This is a genomic window from Streptomyces sp. NPDC006294 (assembly GCF_042870895.1).
Classification (GTDB): domain Bacteria; phylum Actinomycetota; class Actinomycetes; order Streptomycetales; family Streptomycetaceae; genus Streptomyces.
In genome coordinates, this window is the sequence record NZ_JBIAHV010000012.1 from 239,072 (window position 1) to 258,799 (window position 19,728).

Here is a 19,728-nt window from a genome sequence, read left to right on the forward strand (position 1 = left end):
CAATGGAGCGTCCTGACACGTCCCCGCTGACGGGCGCCGTGCAGGAACTCGCTTTGCAGGTGGTCTCCGCTCTCAGCAGCGGAGACCACGGCGAAGCGGTCTGCCGTGCGGCCGGAGCACCGGGGGACGAAGGCCTGTCCCTCGCGGCGGTTCGCGTCCTCGGAGCGGACGTGCTGCTGCCGGCCGTCATGGCCGGCCGGCCGCCCGCCACGGAGGACCTCGCCGCGCTGGAGAAGGCGGTGGTCACCTTCCCGCCCGGCCCGGACGCCGCCCCCACCTCGGTGTGGAGCCACTGGGCGATGACAACCACCCTGCTGGACCAGGGCACTTCGGCGGTCGTCGACCCGGCGCAGGCGTACGAGCCGGACACCGCGTGGCTGGACGGCGCGCCCTGGCAGCTGCTCACGCACCAACTCGCCGTCCTGGGCGCCCTGTGCGTGCCCGGCACGACGTGCGGGGTCGCCGCGGCGGCCCGGAGGCGGCCGGTCGACGTGGCCCGCGGGTTCGTGCGCGCGGTACGGCGCCGCGACTGGCTGCAGGCCGCAGGAGCGGGGCGCTGGCTGGCCGTGCTCGACGGGGTGCCGGACAGTCTCGGCCTCGGCGCCGGGCTGGAGTTCGTGGAGCACATGGCCGGTGGCGACCCCCGCGTGGTGCTGCACGTGCGGGCGGCACAGCTGATGGCCGGAGCACGGGTGTGACGGCCGGAGCGGAACCAGCGGCCGCTGCCGCCGGGGTGGCGGCCGGCCCGGACCGGGTCCGGCCGGTCGCCGAGGCGGCGCTCCGCTGGGTCTCGGACCACCGCGACTCCTTCCGGCTCGCGGACGACGCCCTCGCGCCGGGCGGCCGGGTGAACCGCTCGTGGAAACCCCTCGGCGAACTCGCCCAGGTGTGCGTCAGCGTCCGCGGGCGGACGCCGCCCGGGGACACCCTCCACGAGTGCGCCGGCGACCTGCTGGACTTCGCCTGGCGGCAGACCCGCGAGGGGGTCCTCCTCCTCGACCTCCAGCGGCTCGAACCCTGGGCGACGTACCCCCTGGAGGTCTATGCCGCGTTCGCCTCCGGCGGGCTGCGGCACGCCGGGGTCGAGGAGTTCGCCCGGGCCGTCTCCCGTACCCGCGGCTGGCGGCTCACCGAGCAGGAGCCGAACCGGCGGCTCGGCATCCTCAACTCCGAGCGGCGCGGCGGCCTCACGCCCCACGAGCCGATGGCCTCCGCACTGGAGCGCACCTGGCTCGGCGGGCTGCCGGAGCCGTGGTCGTTCGAACGCGCCGCGGGCTACGCCCTCACCCATGTCGTCTTCCACCTCACCGACTGGGGACTCGACGTGCACGGTGTCCCCCCTCGGCTCGCGGACTATCTGCACACCTGGCTGCCGCCCTGGCTCGACACCTGCCTGGAGGACGAGCAGTGGGACCTGAGCTGCGAACTCCTCGCGGTCGCCGCCGGCCTGCCCGACCTCCCGCCGCCGGAGGCCACCGAGCCCGCCTGGGCGGCACTGGCCGCCGCCCAGGACCCGTCGGGCGCGCTGCCCGAGATCGGCCCCGGGCGCCCGGGCAGGCACGTCCCACGCGACTTCGCCAACTGCTACCACTCCACGCTGATGGCGGCGTTCGCCGCCGCCCTGACCCTCGGCAGCCGCCACGGCGGCACCCCGCAAGGAGCGCCGGCATGACGAGTACCCGCCTGGTCCACGCGGTCGGCGAGGGAGCCATCGAGTGGCTGTACGCCCACCGCGACGGCTTCCGGCTCGAACGGGACGTCGACCCGGAAGTGGGCTTCCTCGAACGCTTCAAGCCGATCGGTGAACTGGCCCTGATCTGCAAGGTGCTGTTCCGTGAAGGGGTCTCCGGCTCCCGGCAGTCGGAGCTGGCCCGCCGCCTGGTCGACCACGCCTGGCGCGAGGCCCTGGACGGCGGCCGGCTGCTGGCGCACGGCCAGCGCATCGAGCCGAGCTCGCCCATCCCCCTCGAGGTGTACGTGCCGTTCCGGGAACTGGGCTACTCGCAGCCCGAGATGGAACGGGTCGCCCGGCTCCAGCACGGGCTGCGCAGCTGGGCGGCGCGCGAGGTGCTGCCCGTACGGCGGCTCGGCCTGTCGGCGTTCGAACGCCGGCTGGGCCTGCCCGCCACCATGGCGGAGGACGAGGCGCTGGGCCGCACCTGGCTCGGCGGCAGGCCGGAGCCCTGGACGGTCGACGCGCACATCGGCTACGACATCACGCACACCGTCTTCCACCTCACCGACTGGGGCGAGAATCCGGGGGGCCTGCCGCAGGACGTCGCCGACTACCTCGACGTCTGGCTGCCGGTCTGGCTGGACGACTGGCTCGACCTCGAACGCTGGGACCTGCTCGGGGAACTGCTCGTCGTCGACGCCTGCCTGCCGGACCCCACCCTCGACGAACGGGCCTGGGAGGGGTTCGCCGCGGCCCAGCAGCCGGACGGGGCGATGCCCGCGGTCGCCGGAATGCCGCAGGGCGACCCGGAGGACGTGTTCGACGTCGTGTACCACCCGACGCTGGTCGCCGCCTTCGCCTCGGTGCTGGCCACCTCGCGTGCCCTGGCCCGGCTGGCGGGTGCTTCCGTATGACGGCGCACGACACCGCTCGTACGGCGGTGGCAGCGGACCCCCCGGCGGCCGGCGACGACGACGCCGTGGAAGCGCGGCTGCGGGAGGCCGTCCGCGCGGTCGACGCCCCGGACGTCGTCTTCGCGCTCTCGCGAGGCAGCCGCCGGACCGTGCTCGGCGGCGGCACCCGGCCGCCCGGGCAGGTCCCACGCGAGCTGCTGCGCTACGAGATCGGGTCGGCGTCGAAGACGTTCACCGGCCTGCTGCTCGCCCGGCTGATGCTCGACGGCCGGGTGTCCGGCTCCGATCCGGCCGCGGCGCACCTCGCCGACGGGCGCGGGAGCGGCCCCGGCGACATCGCGCTCACGCACCTGATCACCCACACCTCCGGACTCCCGCCGCTGCCGCCCGGCTTCCGCCGCCAGGCGCTGCCCCGGTGGTCCACCAACCCGTACGCCGGATATCCGGCCGAGCGGGTCGTCCGGGCCTTCCTCGACAGCCGGCCCCGGCACCGGCCGGGAACCCGGTGGCGCTACTCCAACTTCGGTGTCGCCGTGCTCGGGCACACCCTGGCCGCCGCCACGGCCACACCGTGGGAGGAGCTCCTGACACGGGAGGTCCTCGCCCCGCTCGGGCTGGCGGACACCGCCCTCGCCCCGGCCGGCCCGGACCGCGACGCGACCGGTCACCGGGCGGACGGCGCGACACCCGTACCGCCGCTCCTCATCGGCGGCTTCCAGGCCGCGGGCGCGGTACGGGCCACGCCGCACGACCTGCTGACCTTCCTCGAAGCGCATCTGCGCCCCGGCGCGCTGCCGCCGGCGGACGCGCTGCGGGCGGTGGCGCGTCCGGTGCTGCGGCGCGGGCTCGGCCACCGGCATGAGCACACGCTGACCTGGTTCCGGCATCCGGCGGAGCACGGGGAGATGTACTTCCACTCCGGGGCGACCAGCGGCCAGCAGGCGTTCCTCGGCTTCCGCCCGGACACCGGCACCGCGCTCACCGCGCTGTCCACCAGCCGCTACCACCGGCACGACGCGCTCGTCACGACCGCCTACCGGCTTCTCTGCGAGACGGCCTGACCGCGCGCCTCCTGGCCAGAGGCCGCAGGGGGAAGCCGGAGGATTCGGCGGACGACCTGCGGTTACACGTTCCGTGACCGGTGGCGCGGGGGCCGCCCGCGGCCGCGGCCACAGGGAGGGAGCGGAGCTGACCGTGCAGGCGCAGCGGTGGGTGACGTGGGAGTGCGCGCGGGTGTGGACGTCCGTGCGCCGCGCCCTGACGGAGCCCGGGACGGAACGGGACCTGGCGGTCCAGTCGCTCAAGGCCGCCGGGGCGGCCGTCCTCGCGTGGGCGCTGGTCGGCTGGTGGTGGAAGGCGCCGATGGCGCTGATGGCGCCCTGGACGGCCGTGGTCCTGGTGCAGAGCACCGTTTACCGGTCGCTGCGTGCCGGGGCGCAGCAGATGACCCTCATCTGCCTCGGCACCCTGCTCGCCGCGGGGGCCGCGACGCTGACGGGGAACTCGATGGCGGCGATGGCGCTGGCGCTGCCGCCGGCCGTTCTGCTGGGGAACTACTCCCGCTTCGGGGACCAGGGCATCTACGCGCCGACGACGGCCATCTTCGTGCTGGCCTACAGCTCCTTCTCGACGACCGCGATCGCGCACCGCCTGTTCGAGGCGTTCGTCGGCGCGGTGATCGGCATCGCCGTGAACGCCCTCGTCCTGCCCCCGGTCCACCTCCGCGACGTACGGGAGAACCTGGACGGACTCGGCCGTGACAGCGCCAAGCTACTGAGGACCGTGGCCGACGACGTGGAGGACGGCTACGACCGGACCAGCGCCGGCCAGTGGCACGAGGGAGCCCAGCGGCTGTGCGGCGCCGTGCGGGGCCTGGACAACGCACGCGGCTGGACGCGGGAGAGCTACCGCTTCAATCCCGGCCACCGGCTGCGGCGCTGCGCGCCCCCTCCGCCGGACCACTGGGACACCTACTGGAACGGGATCGCCGACCGTCTGGAGTCGCTCACGGCCACCCTGATGGACACGGCCGGGGAGTCGCGCAGGCTCGCCGCGCCGCCGGACGGGGCGCTGGGCCTCCTGACCGACCTGCTGCGGGCCGCCGCGGACGCGTGCGAGGCCGACCGCGCCGCGCTGGCCTCTCCGCCGCCGGCCGGCGAAGCCGGGAAGGCCCAGGAGGATCGGAGGGAGACGCTGCGGCGGGCCTGGGAGGCGCACCGGCGTCTCAAGGAACGCCTCCCGGACCACGACCACGAGACGGCGACCGCGGTGGGCGGGATCGCCGCGCAGACCCAGCAGCTGCTGTACGCCCTGGAGACCGGGCCGGAACCGGCCGTCCGGACGCGCTGAACGGCCCGCAGGGCGACGCGCCCGCGCGGGCCGGGCCTGCCGCTTTCAGCGGGCCCGGTCAGCAGGCCCAGTCCTTGTCGAGGTCGAGGTCGGCCTGCTCGCGCCGCTGGGTGAAGGAGAACCAGTTCCCCGAGTCGTCGCGGAAGACGGCCTCCGTCCCGTAGGGCCGTTCCTGCGGCTCCTGGAGGAACTCCACGCCGCGCGCCTTGAGCTTCCCGTAGTCGCCGTGGATGTCGTCGGTGGCGAGGACGCCCGCGCCGAGGACGCCCTTGGCGACGAGGGTGCGCATCGCCTCGGCCGACTCAGGGTCCATGGCCGGGGTGCCCGGCACCATCAGGGTCAGCTCGACGTCGGGCTGGTCCTTGGCCCCGACGGTCAGCCAGCGCATGCCTCCCTCGCCCATCGTCATGTCCGTACGCACTTCGAGGCCGAGCTTCTCGGTGTAGAACTCCTTGGCGCGGTCCTGGTCCAGCACCCAGACGGTGGAAATGGCGAGGCCCTTGATCATTTCCTGCTCCTCGGACGGTGTTCTTCGCGGTGCTGCCACGGTAGGCAGCGGCCGTGTCAGCCCGCTTCTCCAGAATTGCGGTGTTCCGGATCGCCGTGCCGTGGGTCGCTCCGCTGTGGGCGGCCGCCCGGCGGGGGGAAGCCTCCGCCCCAGAACATCGCGTAGCAGCCGGGGATGAGGGCGGCGCCGCGGCCGACGTGCGCGGCGCGGTACTCGCTCGGGGAGAGGCCCGTCTGCTTCTTGGAGCGGGCGGAGAAGGTCCCGAGGCTGCTGAAGCCGACGAGCGTGCAGATCTCGGTGACCGAGAGATCGGCGGAGCGCAGCATCTCCTCGGCCCGTTCGACCCGGCGGCGGGACAGGTACTGGCCGGGGGTCTGCCCGTACACGGCCTTGAAGGCGCGGACGAAGTGGTACCGGGAGTATCCGGCGTGGGCGGCGGTCGCCTCGAGGTCCAGCGGGCCGGCCCCGTCGCGGTCCATCGCGTCCTTGGCCAGCCGCAACTGTCGGAGATGGGCCTGGTCGGTCACCCGGCCCATGCTGGCACGGGGTGCTGACAGCGGGACCGGACAGGCGGGACGGGCGTTGACCCGGCGGGGAACATCTGCTCGGATTGTGCTGTTTTCGCCCTGAAAGGGTCGTGGCCCGTCCGCGTTTCGGCCCGACCGTCCCCGGCTACGGAGTCCGGCTGCTGATGATCTCTTCCCGTATCGCTCCCGCCGCCCTCGCGGGCGTGGTGGCCGCGCTCGTCGTCGGCTGCGGCGGCGCTGCCGCCGACGACGGGCCCGGCTCGTCCGCCGCCCCGGCGCCGGCCTCCGCCCCGGCGCAGACCGCCGCCGCTCCCCCGCCGAGCGCCGCGCCCACGCCCACCCCCACGCCGACGCCCGAGCCGCGGCCCGAGACGGCGACCCTGTCCGTACCGGCCATCGGCCTCGACGACCTGCGGGTCGTCCCGTACGAGGGCACGACCGACGACTGGCCCGGCACCCGCATCCAGAACCGCGGCGTGGCCGCCGGCCCGTACGGGGAGAACGGCGGCGTCGGCCCCGGCGAGGTCGGCAACTACCTGGTCACCGCACACCGGCTGTCCGCGGGCGGCCCCCTGCGCGACCTGCCGTCGCTGGAGAAGGGCGAGTCGGTGTTCGTCCGCGCGGGCGGCACTGTCTACGAGTACGTGATCACCGAGACCCGGCAGACGTCGTTCCGTTCGGAGCGCTCGCTCGCCGAGCAGCGGGCCGCGGTGCCCGGCTCCCCCGGCGAGCGGCCCACCAAGGCGATGATCACCGTCTCCACCTGCGCGACGCCGGAGGACGACGCGGCAGGCAACTTCTGGCGGGACGACAAGGGCAATCCGGAGCACCGCATCGACAAGATCGGTGTGCTCCGTGAGGTGTCCCGCCGGTAGACGCGGCAGAGACGCGGTGCGGGTCGGGCGTCAGGCGAACCGCTCCCAGACGCGGTGGCTGCCCAGCAGCCGGGTGATCCCGGCGAGCGTGTCGTCACCGCTGTCACCGGTCACCACGCCGGGCGCGTCCGTGGGCACACCCGCCGCCGTGAGGACGCTCTCGGCGCCCGCCCACCCGCCGATGGCCTTCCCGTGGCGGTACGCCTCCGACAGCATCAGCAGCACCCGCGGGTCGGTTCCGCCGTCCGCCGCCGGGTCGCCGGCCTTCGCGTCGAGCGCGCCCGCGGCGTCCGCCGCCGGGCCGGGGGCGCCGGCGAGCAGGACGGCGTCGAACTCGATCGAGCGGGCGGTGGCGAAGGTGCGCTGCACGGTCACCGGCTCCCCGCCGTCGCCCAGCGTCCCGCCGGACGGCGCGACGACCAGTGGCACCATGCCCGCGTCGAACACCGCCTGCCGCACGAAGCGGACCCCGTCGAGGTCGCAGCCGGCGTCGGCGACGATGCCGATGATCCGGCCGTCCAGGGGCCAGGTCTGCCCGATCTGGGACAGCGCCGGGCTCGGTTCGACCATGGCGAGGGGCTCCGACGGCTCGGGAGCGGGCAGGCCGAGGGCGGTGGCGACGCCGGCGCACAGCTCCGGGTCGATGTTGGCGAGGACCCGCAGGCCGCGTTCCTTGACGGCCTGCTCGTAGCACTTGCCCAGCTCGAACGAGTAGGCGGCGATGATGTGCTGCCGCTCCACGGGGGTCATGCTGAGCCAGAACCGGCGGGGCTGGCTGAAGTGGTCGGCGAACGTCTCCGGCGCCTCGCGGACCTTCTTCGCGGCCGGCACCTCGTGGGGCACCTCGATGTAGGCGCCCAGGTCGGCCCCGGCCTGGAAGGGGCAGCCGCCGTCGAGCGAGTTGGGCCGGTAGGGCGCCACGCCCCGGTGCACGGCGGTCTGGTGCATGCCGTCGCGCAGCATGTCGTTGACGGGTGCGTGGGTGCGGTTGACGGGGATCTGCGCGAAGTTCGGGCCGCCGAGCCGGGTGATCTGGGTGTCGAGGTACGAGAAGAGCCGGCCGGACAGCAGGGGGTCGTCCGTGATGTCGATGCCGGGGACGAGGTGGCCGGGGTGGAAGGCCACCTGCTCGGTCTCCGCGAAGAAGTTCGACGGGTTGGCGTTCAGGGTGAGCAGGCCGATCGGCCGCACCGGCGCCAGCTCCTCGGGGACGATGTTCGTCGGGTCGAGGAGGTCGATGCCCTCGAAGGTCTGCTCCGGGTTGTCGGGGAAGGTCTGGATGCCCAGCTCCCACTGCGGGTGGGCACCGGCCTCGATCGCGTCGGCGAGGTCCCTGCGGTGGAAGTCGGGGTCCATGCCGCCGGTGATCTGGGCCTCCTCCCAGACCATGGAATGCACGCCCAGCTTCGGCTTCCAGTGGAACTTCACCAGCGTCGTCGCTCCCGCGGCGTTGACCAGCCGGAAGGTGTGGACGCCGAACCCCTCCATCATGCGGAAGGAGCGGGGGATACCGCGGTCGGACATGTTCCACAGCGTGTGGTGGGTGGCCTCCGTGTGCAGGGTGACGAAGTCCCAGAACGTGTCGTGGGCGCTCTGCGCCTGCGGGATCTCCCGGTCCGGGTGCGGTTTTCCGGCGTGGATGATGTCGGGAAACTTGATGGCGTCCTGGATGAAGAACACCGGGATGTTGTTGCCGACGAGGTCGAACGTGCCCTCGCTGGTGTAGAACTTCGTGGCGAATCCGCGGGTGTCGCGCACCGTGTCGGCGGAGCCCCGCGATCCGAGCACCGTCGAGAAGCGGACGAAGACCGGCGTCTCGACGTCCTTGGCCAGGAACGCCGCCTTGGTGACCTCGGCGGCCGTGCCGTACCCCTGGAAGACGCCGTGCGCCGCGGCGCCGCGGGCGTGGACGACCCGCTCGGGGATGCGCTCGTGGTCGAAGTGGGTGATCTTCTCGCGCAGATGGTGGTCCTGCAGCAGGACGGGCCCTCGGCTGCCGGCCTTCAGCGAATGGTCTGTGTCGGGGAGCCGGGCGCCCTGCGCGGTGGTGAGGTAGGCGCCGCCCTGGGCCAGGTCCGCCTGCTCCGCCCCGGTCTCCTGGCCCGTCGGGCTGACGGTCGCGGGACCGGTCTGGTCCGGCTTGGCCGGGAGGGGCTGTCGGGGCTCGGTCGGCTCTTCGACGGTGGGCGGCTCTGGCGAGGGCCCGCCCGGGATGCCGTTCCGGGGCGGGGAGTCCTTCCGGTTCATGCGTCCTCCACGATGTCGGGTGCCGGACGCCGGAGGGTGACCGCCGTCGGGCATACCCGGCCGATTCTTCTGCCGCGAGCGGCACGGAGCAGCCTGAGTACCCCCATCCAGGTGGGCCAAGCGGGGGTGTTCCGGACCGCGGTGGGTGCTGCCGGAACGGCGCCGCGGGCCGCCCGCGGTTAGCGTCTTCCGTTTGGATCAGGCCGGATCAGTGAGCGGGGTCTGGTGCATGGGGTCTCCCCCGGCCCGCCAGGGCCGAGGCATGGGGTCTCCCCCGGCCCGCCAGGGCCGAGGCATGGGGTCTCCCCCGGCCCGCCAGGGCCGAGGGGGCCCCACCAAAGGCGGGGCGAGAGTCCACGCGGAGGGGGCACCTCCCGTGCCCGAAGGGCTACGGGGGAGTCGGCGACTGACGACACCGCAGTAAGGCGCGGTGCCAGACCCCGCGAGCCCGGCAAGATCCGAACGAGAGGTCCTAGATGCCGCCCGCGACGCGCAGGACGGCCCCCGTCGTGTACGACGCGTCGTCGGAGAGCAGCCAGGCGACCGCGCCGGCGATCTCCTGCGGCCTGCCTGCCCGGCCCATGGGGACGGCGGCGGCGACCTTCGCCGGCCGCTCGGGGTCCTCGTGGAAACCGGTGCAGACGGTGCCCGGCGCCACGCAGTTGACGCGGATGCCGTCGGCGGCGACCTCCTTGGACAGCCCGGTGGTCATGGCGTCGACGGCGGCCTTGGTGGCGGCGTAGTGGACGTACTGGCCGGGGCTGCCGAGGGTGGCCGCCGCGGAGGAGACGTTGACGATCGCGCCGCCGCCGGAGCGGGTCATGTCGCGGACCGCGCGGCGGGCGCAGAGCAGGTATCCCCAGACGTTCACGTCGAGGGCGCGGCGCATCCCGTCGGCGTCGGCGTCGGCGAGGCGGCCGTTGGGGCCGCTGATCCCGGCGTTGTTCACCAGGCCGGTGACGGCGCCGAGTTCGGCGGCGCTGTCGAAGAGGCGGTCGACGGCCGCCTCGTCGGCGGTGTCGACCTGGACGGCGAGGGACCCGCGGCCCGCCGTGCGGACGGCCTTGGCGACGTCGTGCGCGGCCTCGGTGTCGGAGCGGTAGCCGACCACCACGTCGTGGCCCTCGGCTGCGAGTCGGGCGCAGATCGCGGCGCCGATGCCGCGGCTGCCGCCGGTGACGATGGTGAGGGGCTGGCGCAAGGAGGGCTCCGGTCGGACGAAGGCGCGGGCGGAGGGTCACGCGCGCCGGTGGACTGATGGCGCTCGCACTGTAGTGCGCGGCCGCCGGGCGCCTGCTTCAGGGCATGGCGCGCAGCAGGAACAGGGCGGTGTCGTCTGTCCGGTCGCCGGAGGGAGCGGCACGTTCCACCAGGCGGTCGGCCAGGGTTTCGAGGTCCTGGGGACCGGCGGCCAGGGAGCGGGCGAGGTCGTCGATCGCGGCGCCGATGTCGGCGCCGGGCCGTTCCACCAGCCCGTCGGTGAACAGGGCGAGGACCGCGCCGGGCGGCAGGGCGCATTCGACCGACCGGTAGTCGGAGCCCGGTTCGATGCCGAGCAGCAGACCGGGCGGCATGTCCACGGGCGCGGCGCTGCCGTCCGGCCCGCGCAGCAGCGGCGGGAGGTGGCCGGCGGTGGCCAGGCAGGCGCCGCCGCGGGCGAGGTCGATCTGGACGTAGAGGCAGCTGGCGAAGAGTCCCGGATTCAGGTCCGCGAGCACGCGGTTGGCGCCGGCGAGGACGTCGTCGGGGGCGGCCCCGGCGAGGGCGTGCGCCCGCACCGCGGTGCGGACCTGGCCCATCAGGGCCGCCGCGGTGACGCTGTGCCCCTGGACGTCGCCGATGACGGCCGCGGCGGTGGTGTCGTCGAGGCGGATCAGGTCGTAGAAGTCGCCTCCGATGTCCATGCCGCGGGTGGCGGGCAGATAGCGGGCGGTGGCCTGAAGGCCCGTCAGCACCGGGAGCTCCTGCGGGAGCAGGCTGGCCTGGAGGCTGCGGGCGAGGCCGCTCTTGGTGTCGTAGAGATGGCCCCGGTCCAGGGCCTGGGCGACCAGGCCCGCGAAGGCGGTCAGCAGGGCCCGTTCGTCGTGGGTGAAGCTCTGCGGGCTCTCGTAGGCGAGGACGCAGCAGCCCATCGGGCGGCCGGCGGCGACCAGCGGGAGGAACGCCCAGGCGTGCCCGCCGTGGTCGCCGGCCGTGTCCGGGAACGCCTCGTCCAGCGCGTCGCGGGAGCCGAAGAAGGCCGGCTCTCCGGTGATCACCGCGCGGCCGCTCGGATTGTCGGGCGTCAGCGGCACGGCGCTGAGCTCTTCCGCCTCGTGGGGGCCGTAGCCGTGATGGCCGCGCAGGCGCAGTTTCCCGGCGTGGGTGCTGAACAGGGCGACGGCGTGGGCGCCGAAGCTGGGGGCGATCTGGTCGACGACGAGTTTGATCACGTCGGGGACGCTGAGCGCCTCCGTGAGCGCGGCGGAGAGGTGGGCGAGCTGGTAGAGGACACCGATCCGGGGGGCCGCGGAGGCCGGAGCCGTCTCCGCCGCGGCGGGCGCTCCGGCCTCGCGGGCGAGCCGCGGTTCGCCGGCGCCTTCGCTGAGGCGGGAGCGTGCGATGCGGACGCTGATGCCGCGCGCGTCGGGATAGAGCTCGAACGCCAGCCACCGACCGTCCGGGGTCCGGGCGGTGAACGAGGTGGGGCGGCGGCTCATGACGGCCGAGCGGTAGCGGTCCTCGAACACGGGGTCGTCCAGCCAGGGCAGCAGTTCCCAGGGGCGTGCGCCCATCATGGAGTCGATGTCGCTGCCGACCAGCTCCGCGCCCCGGGTGGTGACGAAGGTGATCCTGCCGTCGAGGTCGAGCGCGCAGCAGCCGTCGGGCAGGCGCTCGGCGTAGTCCACCGCGGCCAGTGCCTGGGACCGTGTCACCTCGCGGCCGCGTGGCACCGGCATCAGCAGGTTCTCCGGTGCCGGCAGGACGGGCCGGCCCTCGTCCGACGCCCGGCGCAGCGTTGCTCCGATGCGGCGGCACGTCCGCTCGATCGCCTCTTTCCGGGCCGGTTCGATCTCCATGGGCTGCGAGCCGGCCCAGAGGAGTACGACACCGCCGAGGACACGGTCCTCGGCGGTCACGGGGGCTGCGGCGAGCGCGAACGAGTAGGGCAGGGCGAGTCCGATGCGCGGGTAGCGGCGTGCCAGCTCGCCTTCGGCCCCCACCCAGACCAGGCGCCTCTCGCGGACCGCCTGGGCGAGCGGCCCGGAGGCCGATACGCCGACTCTGGCCCACGGCATGGCCAGGCTGGACGGGACTCCGACGAGGACGACGGCGGACAGCACCTGGTCGTCGCCGGGAACGAGGACGTAGACCCCACCGCCGTAGGCGCCGGTTTCGCGCAGCATCCCGGACAGCAGCCGTTGGACGTCCTCTCCGTCGGCGTCTTCCTCCTCGGGTGCTGCCATGGCCTGTTCCTCCGCGGCCCGGACGGGCGGTTGCGTTTTCACCCTTTATGGACATTACGCCCATACCGCCGCCGTAGGCGCCCCGGCCGGGGCCCGTCACTCCTCGACGGCGACCCGGATGGTCCTGACCTCGGGGTCGGCGCCGTCGGGGATCACCATGCCGGCCCCGGCACCGCTGCGCAGGTAGCGCAGCACCGCCTTGTTCAGCCGCTCACCGGGCAGCGCCGCGGGGATGCCGGGCGGGTACGGGGTGTGCATCTCGGCGCTGACACGGCCCACGGCGTCCTCCCAGGAGACCTGCTCGACCCGGCCGAAGTAGGCGTCGCGGGGCAGCATGACCTGCTCGAGACGCAGCTCCGCGGGGTCCGGCACCTCGACCACGGGCGCCGGTCCGAACCGTGGCGCGTGGCCCGGCACGTCGCGCAGGGCGGTGAGCAGCCGGTCCGCCGAGCTCTCGTCGTCCGCGTGCGTCAGCTGGGCGCTGATGCGCCGGTGGTCGGCGAGGTGGAGGTTCACCCGGTGGTGCTCACGCAGCCAGTCGGCGACGCGGTAGCCGGTCGTACCCAGTTCGGTGACGTCCACGATGATCTGCAGCGGGTCCAGATCGGTGGCGCGGCCGGGACCGCAGAAGTCGTCCCGGCCGTGGACGTGCATGCCGGGGATCTCCGCGATGCGCGCCCGGACGCCGTCGGCCAGGGCCAGGGCCCCGTCGTACAGGGCCCGGCCGTGCTCGACCATCTGGCGGCGCCAGCCGTCGAGCGCCGCGTAGATCAGGGCGGACGGGCTCGTCGTGCCCAGCAGGTCCTCGCGGCTCTTGAGGACCGTCGGGTCGATCAGGTCGCCCTGCAGATGGAAGACGGAGCCCTGTTCGAGGCCGGAGCCCATCTTGTGGACCGAGGTGACGCACACGTCGGCCCCGGCGTCCATGGCCCAGGTCGGCAGTCCCGGATGGAACGGCAGATGGGCGCCCCACGCCTCGTCGACGATGAGCGGCACACCGTGGTCGTGGCAGGCGGCCGCGATGCCCGACAGGTCGGAGCAGGTCCCGTAGGGCGTGGGAGTCGTCACCAGGGCTCCCCGCGCGTCGGGATGGCGGGCCAGTGCGTCGCGGAAGGCGTCGGCGGTCGGCGGGTGAGCCAGCCGGCGGGCCGGGTCCCACTGCGGGTCGACCCAGACGGGCCGGATACCGGCGAGGACGAGCCCGGAGACCACGGACTTGTGGGCGTCCCTGCCGACGACCAGTTTCTCGTACGGCCCGGCGACGGCGAGCATGGCCGCCTTGACGGAGAGCGAGCTGCCGCAGGTGGAGAAGAACGTGCGCTCCGCCCCGACGGCGTCCGCCATCAGCTCCTGGGCCTGCTCGAGGACCTGGTGTGAGGAGGTCCGGTCGTCGAGGCCGCTGATCGCGAGGACGTCGGACCGGAAGACCGCGTCGCCGAGCACCGCGCGGACCCGGGGGTCCGCGCCGCGGGCCTGCTTGTGTCCGGGCGGGGTGAAGGGCGTCTGGCTCTCCGCGTGGTAGGCGGCGAGCGCTTCCAGTACGGGTGTCCGCGAGTGGTCCATGCGCTTCCGGGTTCCCGTCGGAGAGGCACGAAAACGGGCATCCGGCCGCCCGGCGGAACGGGCGCCCGGGGATGGCGGGTTGTCGAAGCCGCACCCGGACGGGTAGGTGTGGCGCATGACTTCTCTCGGCGCAGTGTTCCGTCCGCAGTTGCCTCCCGAGCGGTTGCGGGAGATGGTCCGCACGGCGGACGCCGCGGGGCTGGAGGAACTGTGGCTCTGGGAGGACTGCTTCCTGGAGAGCGGGATCGCGACGGCGGCCGCCGCGCTCGCCTGGTCGGAGCGGCTCAGGGTGGGCGTCGGCCTGCTCCCGGTGCCGTTGCGGAACGTGGCGCTGACGTCGATGGAAGCCGCCACGCTGCACCGGCTCTTCCCCGGGCGGGTCACCCTGGCGGTGGGGCACGGCGTCCAGGACTGGATGGGCCAGGTCGGCGCGCGCGCCGAGTCGCCGCTGACCCTGCTGCGCGAGTATCTCGCCGCGATGCGGGCCCTGTTGAACGGGGAACGGGTCACGATGGAGGGCCGTTACGTGAAGCTCGACGGCGTCGCCCTCGGCTGGCCGCCGCCGACCGTTCCCCCAGTGCTGGCGGGGGCCGTCGGTCCGCGCTCCGTGCGGCTGACCGGAGAGGCGGCCGACGGCACGGTCCTGGACGCGTCGATGGGGCCCGACGGGGTGCGGCAGGCGTGCCGGCTCATCGACGAGGGGCGGGCGGCCGCCGGGCGCACCGGACGTCACGAGATCGTGGTCTGTCTCCACACGGCGACGGGCCCCGGTGCCGAGGACCGGCTCAGGGCCGAGCTGGAGCGCTCGGGGCACGCCACCGGCGGCGAACTCGGCGTGGCGGGCGACGCGGACGCGGTGGCGAAGGCCGTACAGCGCCTCGTGGACGCCGGCGCGGGCACCGTGGTGCTCCAGCCGACGGCCGACGAACCCGCGCCGGAGGACTTCGTACGCTTCGTGGCCGAGGAGGTCCGCCCGCTCGTGCCACATGTCTCCAGGCTTTCCTGACGCGCCGTCAGTGCAGGTGCCTGGCGTGGGCGGGCAGCTCGCTCACCCGTACCAGATGGCCGAAGTCGACCGCCGCGCCCTGCAGCAGCAGGTCGACGAGCTGACGGGCGGAGTCCCGGCCGGACGGCAGGCCTCCGAACAGGGCCCGCTGGTAGACCACGGAGGCCAGCATGTCGACCAGCAGGTCCGGGTCGACACCGGCCCGCAGATCGCCGCGGTCGACGGCGCGCCGCACGGCGACCGTCGCGGCATGTCTGCTCGGCCGCACCAGCATGTCGGTCAACCGCTGATGGAGAGCCGGGTCGTGGGCACAGTCGGCGACCAGCGGCGCGAGGACGCCGGGCGGAAGCCGTTCGAGCAGCGTCTCCGCGAGCAGGCCGACGCTCTGGGTCAGATCGCAGCGGGTGCAGCCGTTGTCCGGCACGGGTGGCGTGACCAGGACGGACGCGAGGGCGTCGATGACCAGACTCTGCCGGGTGGGCCAGCGCCGCCGGATGGTCGGCTTCGTCGTCCCGGCCCTGGCCGCGACCGCCTCCAGGGCGAACCCGCCGTACCCGTGCTCGCGCAGTACGCCGAGGGTCGCGGCGACCACGGCGGCGTCGATCGCCGGGTCGCGCGGGCGGCCGGCGGCGGGCGTCACCGCTCGGTGTCCGCGTCCTCGGGGTACCAGCGCAGTTCGACGGTGTTGCCGTCGGGGTCGCGCACATATATCGACTGGGCGTCACCCCGTGCGCCGTACCGGCCGACGGGGCCCTCCAGGACGGTGAACACACCGGAGTCGATGACCTCCTGCCAGTCCAGCGGGTCGACCACGAGGCAGATGTGGTCCACGTTGGACCCGCCCCGGGGTCGGCTCACGAGGTCGATGATGGTGGCCGGGGTGACCCGGACCGACGGGAACGGCACCTTGCCGGCCCGCCACTCCTCCACCCGGACGGGCTCGAGCCCGAGCGGGCCGCAGTAGAACTCCAGGGCGCGCTCGACGTCCTGGACATTGAGCACCAGGTGGTCGAAGTCCTTCACCCGCATGACGCCTCCCCCATCCAGATTTAATTACGGTCCGGCTCGGATTCTAATCCCTCTCCGGTCTCGCGGCAAGACTCGCCACTCATCGACGACAGGGTGTGCCGTTTATCCAGTTTTGGGGTGGTTACACGGATCGAGGGACGCGGAGAAGGAGGAAGCAAAGTGATCACGAAAGCACAGATCAGGAATGTGCTCGACCACCCGGTCTACGACGCCGACGGCCACAAGGTCGGCAACGCCAAGCATGTCTTCCTCGACGATGCAACCGGGGAACCGGACTGGGTGAGCGTGCAGACGGGCATGTTCGGCAGCAACGAGTCGTTCGTCCCGATCCGCGACGCGCACATGGTCGAGGACCACCTCGAAGTGCCCTATCCGAAGGACAAGATCAAGGAGGCGCCGAACGTCGACGTGGACGCCGGCGGTCACCTCTCGGCACAGGAGGAGCAGCGCCTGTACCGGCACTACAGCATCGACTGGGACGCCGCGTGGAAGAAGGCCAACCAGCCCACCGAGAGCGGCTGGGCCCACTCCGACAAGACCGGCACCGCGGGGACGGGCACCGCAGACACGGCGGGCGCCGCGGGGACGGCGGGTGCCGCGGGGACGGCGGGTGCCGCGGGCACGGGCACCGCAGGCACGGCGGGCGCCGCGGGTGCTGCCGGTGCGGCGGGTGCCGCAGGAGCGGCGGGCATGGCGGGCAGGAGCCGTGCGACGTCCGGTCAGGGCATGGCCGGCGAGACCCCAGCCCACGGACGGGCGGCGGCGGCCGGTGAACCCCGCGGCCGGGACATGGAGGGCGAGCGCCGGGACACGGCGGACAGGGGCCGCCAGGACGAGACCGACACGGCGATGACACGGTCCGAGGAGAGCATGCACATCGGCACCGAGCGGCACGAGGTCGGCCGGGCGCGGCTGCGCAAGTACGTGGTGACGGAGGAACAGCAGCAGACCGTTCCGCTGCGCCACGACGAGGTCCGCATCGAGCGTGAGCCGATCACACAGTCCAACAAGGACGCCGCGTTGTCCGGTCCGGAGATCTCCGAGGACGAGTACGAGGTCACTCTGTACGAGGAGCGGCCTGTGGTGGAGACCCGCGTCGAGCCGGTCGAGCGCGTCCGGCTGACCACCGAGGAGCGCACCGACGAAGAGACCGTCAAGGGCCGGGTCCGCAAGGAGCGGATCGAGGCCGAGATGCCTGACCAGGCGACCGAACGGGCTTCCAGCGAGAAGCACGGACGCCACGGCCCGGGCGGCGCGGCCTGACGCCGACGCCGAGCGGGGTGTTCCACGGGGAGGGCGCCTGACCGGTTCATGAGAGCCGGTCAGGCGCCCTCCGTATGCCGTGTCTTACGTGTCGCCGTCAGCGGGTCGGCGTGGCGGGCCGGTGCTCGTGGAGTTGCTCAAGGCGTCGCTGGAGCAGCCGGAGCGCACCGCGCTGGCGACCGGGCACCCGGCGTCGCAACGCGACGAGGGCCGGGGCGAGCCGGCGGGCCCGGCCGGTGTCGCCGGTCTGCTCCCACTGGTGGTGGGCGCGGTCCACGGCCGCCTCGACATCCGGGTCGTCGGGGGTCTGCTGCCGCCCCAGCCGTACTTCCGCGGCGGCCATCCACAATTCGCAGCTGCGGGCCGGGTCCCGGGCGAGGCGCGCCAGGTCCGCCCGTACCTCCAGCCAGTGCAGTACCTGGACCGAGCCGGGACCGTGGGCGCGCAGCGCCTCGTCCTCGCGCGCCGAGGCCGCCGCGGCGGCCTCGGCGTGACGCCCGGCCATGGCGGCGGCGAGGATCGCCGGGTGCGGATCGCCGTCCGGCCGTTCGACCGCGGGCGCTTCGGTCCCCGGCTCCCGCGGCGGAACGGCACCAGGTCGGGGGGACGCGGCGGGCCCCGGCCCGGGCGGCGCCGGTTCGGCACCGGGCTGCGGTGGTTCGTCTCCGGACTCCGGTCGCGGGGCGGGACGGACATCCGCAGACGGGACGGCCCCGGGCCCCGGCGCCGGGACGGGCCCACGCTGCGGCGGTTCGGCACCGGTCGCCGGTCGAACGGGTGCGGGTCCGGGCCCCGGCGTATCCGCCCAGGCACCGGACCCGGCCGCGTGAGCGGCGCCCGCCGGGCCGGGCCCCGCGAGGCCGAACAGCAATGCGCCGTCCGGGCCGTTCTCGGCGGCGGCCTGCGCGGCGGCCTGTTCGTGGAGCTCCGGAAGCGGCGGACGCGCCCCGCTGCGCCAGATACCGGCCACGGCCTTCAGATGGACGGGGGAGGCGAGCTGACGCCGGCCGGGCGTGGGGGCGATCCGCCCGTAGACGCGGGTTCCGTCGCCGAGACCTATGTGGCCGTCGGTGACCTGCTCCCACGCCTCCGCGTCGGCGACGAGGTCGAGGACGACCGTGGTGGTGCCCGGCCGCCGGGCCTTGATCTCGCCGGCCAGCCAGTGCCAGGGCAGGCCCGTGTAGCGCAGTGTCGCCGGTGCCGTGCGCGCGAGGGCCATGTGCAGCCGGCGCTGTTTGCGGTCCACCTGCAGTTGTCCGGCGAGATAGAGGTGCAGCGGACCGGGCGCGGCCGCCGCCGCACGGATGCGGGTGAGCACGGCCTGGGGGTCGAGCGGATCGGCGAGCTCGATCACCGTGGCGGACGCGGCGCCGGCCGTGCCGGCGAGGATGTCCGCCGGCACGGCGGCGAGCGCGGGCAGCACCGACGCCGCGTCCATCAACCGCCCCTTGCCGGCCGGGGCGGCTGCGAGGAGCAGCGCGGTCCCCGGTTCCCGGTTCTTCGGGTCCTCCCCTGTGATCAGCACAGCAGCACGGTACCCGGTCCGGCGGACCGGCCGGGCGGCCGCCGCGACGCTACGGCCGGAGGCGGTACTTGAGGTGCGTGGCGCGCGGAGTGGCGACGACCCTGACCGTCTCCAGCCGCCGCTGCTGGGCTCCCAGGCTGTCGAACAACCGCAGGCCGTCGCCCATCAGTGCCGGAACCACATGGAGTTGGAGCTCGTCGATCAGCCCGGCCCGCAGATACTGCTGGACCGTGGCCGCGCCGCCCGCGATGTCGACATTGCGCCCGCCGGCGGCGGCCTTGGCCTGTTCCAGCGCGCTGTGGATGCCGTCCGTGACGAAGGTGAAGGTGGTGCCGCCCTCCTTGACGAGCGGCCGGCGCGGACGGTGGGTGAGGACGAACACCGGGGTACGGAAGGGCGGGTCGTCGCCCCACGGCACCTCCCCGGTGTCGTACATGGTCCGTCCCATGACCACGGCCCCGGTCGAGTCGAACCACTCGCGCATGAGCTCGGAGTCCTCGTTGTCCTCTCCGCCGGTCATGCCCTGGCGCTCGCGCCACGACGCGAGGTTGTGGATCCATTCGAACAGCGCCTGTACGCCGTTGCCTCCGGGGTTGTCGGGGCTGATGTCCGTGCCGGCTACATATCCGTCCAGTGACATGGCCAGATCGGCGGTGACGGTCGTCGTCATGTGCGGCTCCTTCGGTGCGGTGGGCGACGGTCTCACCCGTGCGTCGATCCGGGAGGCGCCGATTCGACATCGTCCCGCTGGTAATTCGGGACTTCGCGCGGAACGCGCCGCACAGGGAGCGACGGCGGGCC

The 19,728-nt window shown here is 73.8% G+C and carries 18 protein-coding genes; 8 read left to right on the forward strand and 10 right to left on the reverse strand.

What is annotated here, in order from left to right; translation table 11 throughout:
* Positions 1-2 precede the first annotated feature (2 nt).
* From ACFYOP_RS22895 to ACFYOP_RS22915, 5 genes are all read left to right on the forward strand, one after another.
* Positions 3-698, forward strand: a complete 696-nt coding sequence (locus ACFYOP_RS22895; RefSeq protein WP_356893021.1) for a hypothetical protein — start codon at positions 3-5, stop codon at positions 696-698.
* Positions 695-1,672 carry a DUF6895 family protein gene (locus tag ACFYOP_RS22900; RefSeq protein WP_356893019.1) on the forward strand — a complete coding sequence of 326 codons (978 nt, stop codon included), beginning with the start codon at positions 695-697 and terminating at the stop codon, positions 1,670-1,672. The genes ACFYOP_RS22895 and ACFYOP_RS22900 overlap by 4 nt, the downstream gene beginning before the upstream one ends.
* A complete protein-coding gene (locus ACFYOP_RS22905; RefSeq protein ID WP_356893017.1) occupies positions 1,669-2,589 on the forward strand; it encodes a DUF6895 family protein in 921 nt (306 codons plus the stop codon). The genes ACFYOP_RS22900 and ACFYOP_RS22905 overlap by 4 nt, the downstream gene beginning before the upstream one ends.
* The gene (locus ACFYOP_RS22910) at positions 2,586-3,650 is read left to right on the forward strand and encodes a serine hydrolase domain-containing protein (RefSeq protein ID WP_356893015.1); all 1,065 of its coding nucleotides are present in this window, start codon (positions 2,586-2,588) and stop codon (positions 3,648-3,650) included. The genes ACFYOP_RS22905 and ACFYOP_RS22910 overlap by 4 nt, the downstream gene beginning before the upstream one ends.
* A 133-nt stretch (positions 3,651-3,783) precedes the next feature.
* The gene (locus ACFYOP_RS22915) at positions 3,784-4,938 is read left to right on the forward strand and encodes an aromatic acid exporter family protein (RefSeq protein WP_356893013.1); all 1,155 of its coding nucleotides are present in this window, start codon (positions 3,784-3,786) and stop codon (positions 4,936-4,938) included.
* 58 nt (positions 4,939-4,996) lie between these two features.
* Here the strand turns inward: ACFYOP_RS22915 and ACFYOP_RS22920 are convergent, their stop codons facing one another.
* Together ACFYOP_RS22920 and ACFYOP_RS22925 are read right to left on the reverse strand one after the other, a co-directional pair.
* Complete coding sequence (locus ACFYOP_RS22920; RefSeq protein WP_356893011.1) at positions 4,997-5,446, reverse strand: VOC family protein; 450 nt, start codon at positions 5,444-5,446, stop codon at positions 4,997-4,999.
* Positions 5,447-5,502: 56 nt separating this feature from the next.
* Positions 5,503-5,982 (reverse strand): helix-turn-helix transcriptional regulator, encoded by a 480-nt coding sequence (locus ACFYOP_RS22925; RefSeq protein WP_356893009.1) that lies wholly within the window; start codon positions 5,980-5,982, stop codon positions 5,503-5,505.
* Positions 5,983-6,137: 155 nt separating this feature from the next.
* On the opposite strand from ACFYOP_RS22925, the gene ACFYOP_RS22930 reads away from it, so the two are divergent.
* Entirely contained in the window at positions 6,138-6,848 is a 711-nt protein-coding gene (locus tag ACFYOP_RS22930) for a class E sortase (RefSeq protein ID WP_356893007.1), read from the forward strand.
* A 30-nt stretch (positions 6,849-6,878) separates the two neighbouring features.
* Here the strand turns inward: ACFYOP_RS22930 and ACFYOP_RS22935 are convergent, their stop codons facing one another.
* From ACFYOP_RS22935 to ACFYOP_RS22950, 4 genes are all read right to left on the reverse strand, one after another.
* A complete protein-coding gene (locus tag ACFYOP_RS22935; RefSeq protein ID WP_356893005.1) occupies positions 6,879-9,095 on the reverse strand; it encodes a catalase in 2,217 nt (738 codons plus the stop codon).
* Positions 9,096-9,567: 472 nt separating this feature from the next.
* Positions 9,568-10,296 carry a glucose 1-dehydrogenase gene (locus ACFYOP_RS22940; RefSeq protein WP_356893003.1) on the reverse strand — a complete coding sequence of 243 codons (729 nt, stop codon included), beginning with the start codon at positions 10,294-10,296 and terminating at the stop codon, positions 9,568-9,570.
* A 97-nt stretch (positions 10,297-10,393) separates the two neighbouring features.
* Positions 10,394-12,541 (reverse strand): SpoIIE family protein phosphatase, encoded by a 2,148-nt coding sequence (locus ACFYOP_RS22945; RefSeq protein ID WP_356893001.1) that lies wholly within the window; start codon positions 12,539-12,541, stop codon positions 10,394-10,396.
* 96 nt (positions 12,542-12,637) lie between these two features.
* A complete protein-coding gene (locus ACFYOP_RS22950; RefSeq protein ID WP_356892999.1) occupies positions 12,638-14,104 on the reverse strand; it encodes an ornithine decarboxylase in 1,467 nt (488 codons plus the stop codon).
* A 115-nt stretch (positions 14,105-14,219) separates the two neighbouring features.
* On the opposite strand from ACFYOP_RS22950, the gene ACFYOP_RS22955 reads away from it, so the two are divergent.
* Positions 14,220-15,110, forward strand: a complete 891-nt coding sequence (locus tag ACFYOP_RS22955) for an LLM class flavin-dependent oxidoreductase (RefSeq protein ID WP_356892997.1) — start codon at positions 14,220-14,222, stop codon at positions 15,108-15,110.
* A gap of 7 nt (positions 15,111-15,117) precedes the next feature.
* On the opposite strand, the gene ACFYOP_RS22960 is transcribed toward ACFYOP_RS22955, so the two are convergent.
* Together ACFYOP_RS22960 and ACFYOP_RS22965 are read right to left on the reverse strand one after the other, a co-directional pair.
* Entirely contained in the window at positions 15,118-15,750 is a 633-nt protein-coding gene (locus ACFYOP_RS22960) for a TetR/AcrR family transcriptional regulator (RefSeq protein WP_356892995.1), read from the reverse strand.
* Positions 15,747-16,139 carry a VOC family protein gene (locus ACFYOP_RS22965; RefSeq protein ID WP_356892993.1) on the reverse strand — a complete coding sequence of 131 codons (393 nt, stop codon included), beginning with the start codon at positions 16,137-16,139 and terminating at the stop codon, positions 15,747-15,749. The genes ACFYOP_RS22960 and ACFYOP_RS22965 overlap by 4 nt, the downstream gene beginning before the upstream one ends.
* 159 nt (positions 16,140-16,298) lie before the next feature.
* Between ACFYOP_RS22965 and ACFYOP_RS22970 the strand changes: the two genes are divergently transcribed.
* Positions 16,299-17,402 (forward strand): PRC and DUF2382 domain-containing protein, encoded by a 1,104-nt coding sequence (locus ACFYOP_RS22970; protein WP_356892991.1) that lies wholly within the window; start codon positions 16,299-16,301, stop codon positions 17,400-17,402.
* Between the two features lie 97 nt (positions 17,403-17,499).
* Here the strand turns inward: ACFYOP_RS22970 and ACFYOP_RS22975 are convergent, their stop codons facing one another.
* Both ACFYOP_RS22975 and ACFYOP_RS22980 read right to left on the reverse strand, forming a co-directional pair.
* Positions 17,500-18,927: a hypothetical protein gene (locus ACFYOP_RS22975; RefSeq protein WP_356892989.1), complete on the reverse strand. Its 1,428-nt coding sequence runs from the start codon at positions 18,925-18,927 to the stop codon at positions 17,500-17,502.
* Positions 18,928-18,976: 49 nt separating this feature from the next.
* Positions 18,977-19,597 carry a dihydrofolate reductase family protein gene (locus tag ACFYOP_RS22980; protein ID WP_356892988.1) on the reverse strand — a complete coding sequence of 207 codons (621 nt, stop codon included), beginning with the start codon at positions 19,595-19,597 and terminating at the stop codon, positions 18,977-18,979.
* Between the last annotated feature and the right edge of the window lie 131 nt (positions 19,598-19,728).

Coding starts and splice junctions, on each gene's coding strand:
- ACFYOP_RS22930 (WP_356893007.1), top strand. CDS start 6,138: ATGATCTCTTCCCGTATCGCTCCCGCCGCCCTCGCGGGCGTGGTGGCC.
- ACFYOP_RS22910 (WP_356893015.1), top strand. CDS start 2,586: ATGACGGCGCACGACACCGCTCGTACGGCGGTGGCAGCGGACCCCCCG.
- ACFYOP_RS22905 (WP_356893017.1), top strand. CDS start 1,669: ATGACGAGTACCCGCCTGGTCCACGCGGTCGGCGAGGGAGCCATCGAG.
- ACFYOP_RS22965 (WP_356892993.1), bottom strand. CDS start 16,139: ATGCGGGTGAAGGACTTCGACCACCTGGTGCTCAATGTCCAGGACGTC.
- ACFYOP_RS22935 (WP_356893005.1), bottom strand. CDS start 9,095: ATGAACCGGAAGGACTCCCCGCCCCGGAACGGCATCCCGGGCGGGCCC.
- ACFYOP_RS22895 (WP_356893021.1), top strand. CDS start 3: ATGGAGCGTCCTGACACGTCCCCGCTGACGGGCGCCGTGCAGGAACTC.
- ACFYOP_RS22950 (WP_356892999.1), bottom strand. CDS start 14,104: ATGGACCACTCGCGGACACCCGTACTGGAAGCGCTCGCCGCCTACCAC.
- ACFYOP_RS22955 (WP_356892997.1), top strand. CDS start 14,220: ATGACTTCTCTCGGCGCAGTGTTCCGTCCGCAGTTGCCTCCCGAGCGG.
- ACFYOP_RS22920 (WP_356893011.1), bottom strand. CDS start 5,446: ATGATCAAGGGCCTCGCCATTTCCACCGTCTGGGTGCTGGACCAGGAC.
- ACFYOP_RS22945 (WP_356893001.1), bottom strand. CDS start 12,541: ATGGCAGCACCCGAGGAGGAAGACGCCGACGGAGAGGACGTCCAACGG.
- ACFYOP_RS22925 (WP_356893009.1), bottom strand. CDS start 5,982: ATGGGCCGGGTGACCGACCAGGCCCATCTCCGACAGTTGCGGCTGGCC.
- ACFYOP_RS22980 (WP_356892988.1), bottom strand. CDS start 19,597: ATGACGACGACCGTCACCGCCGATCTGGCCATGTCACTGGACGGATAT.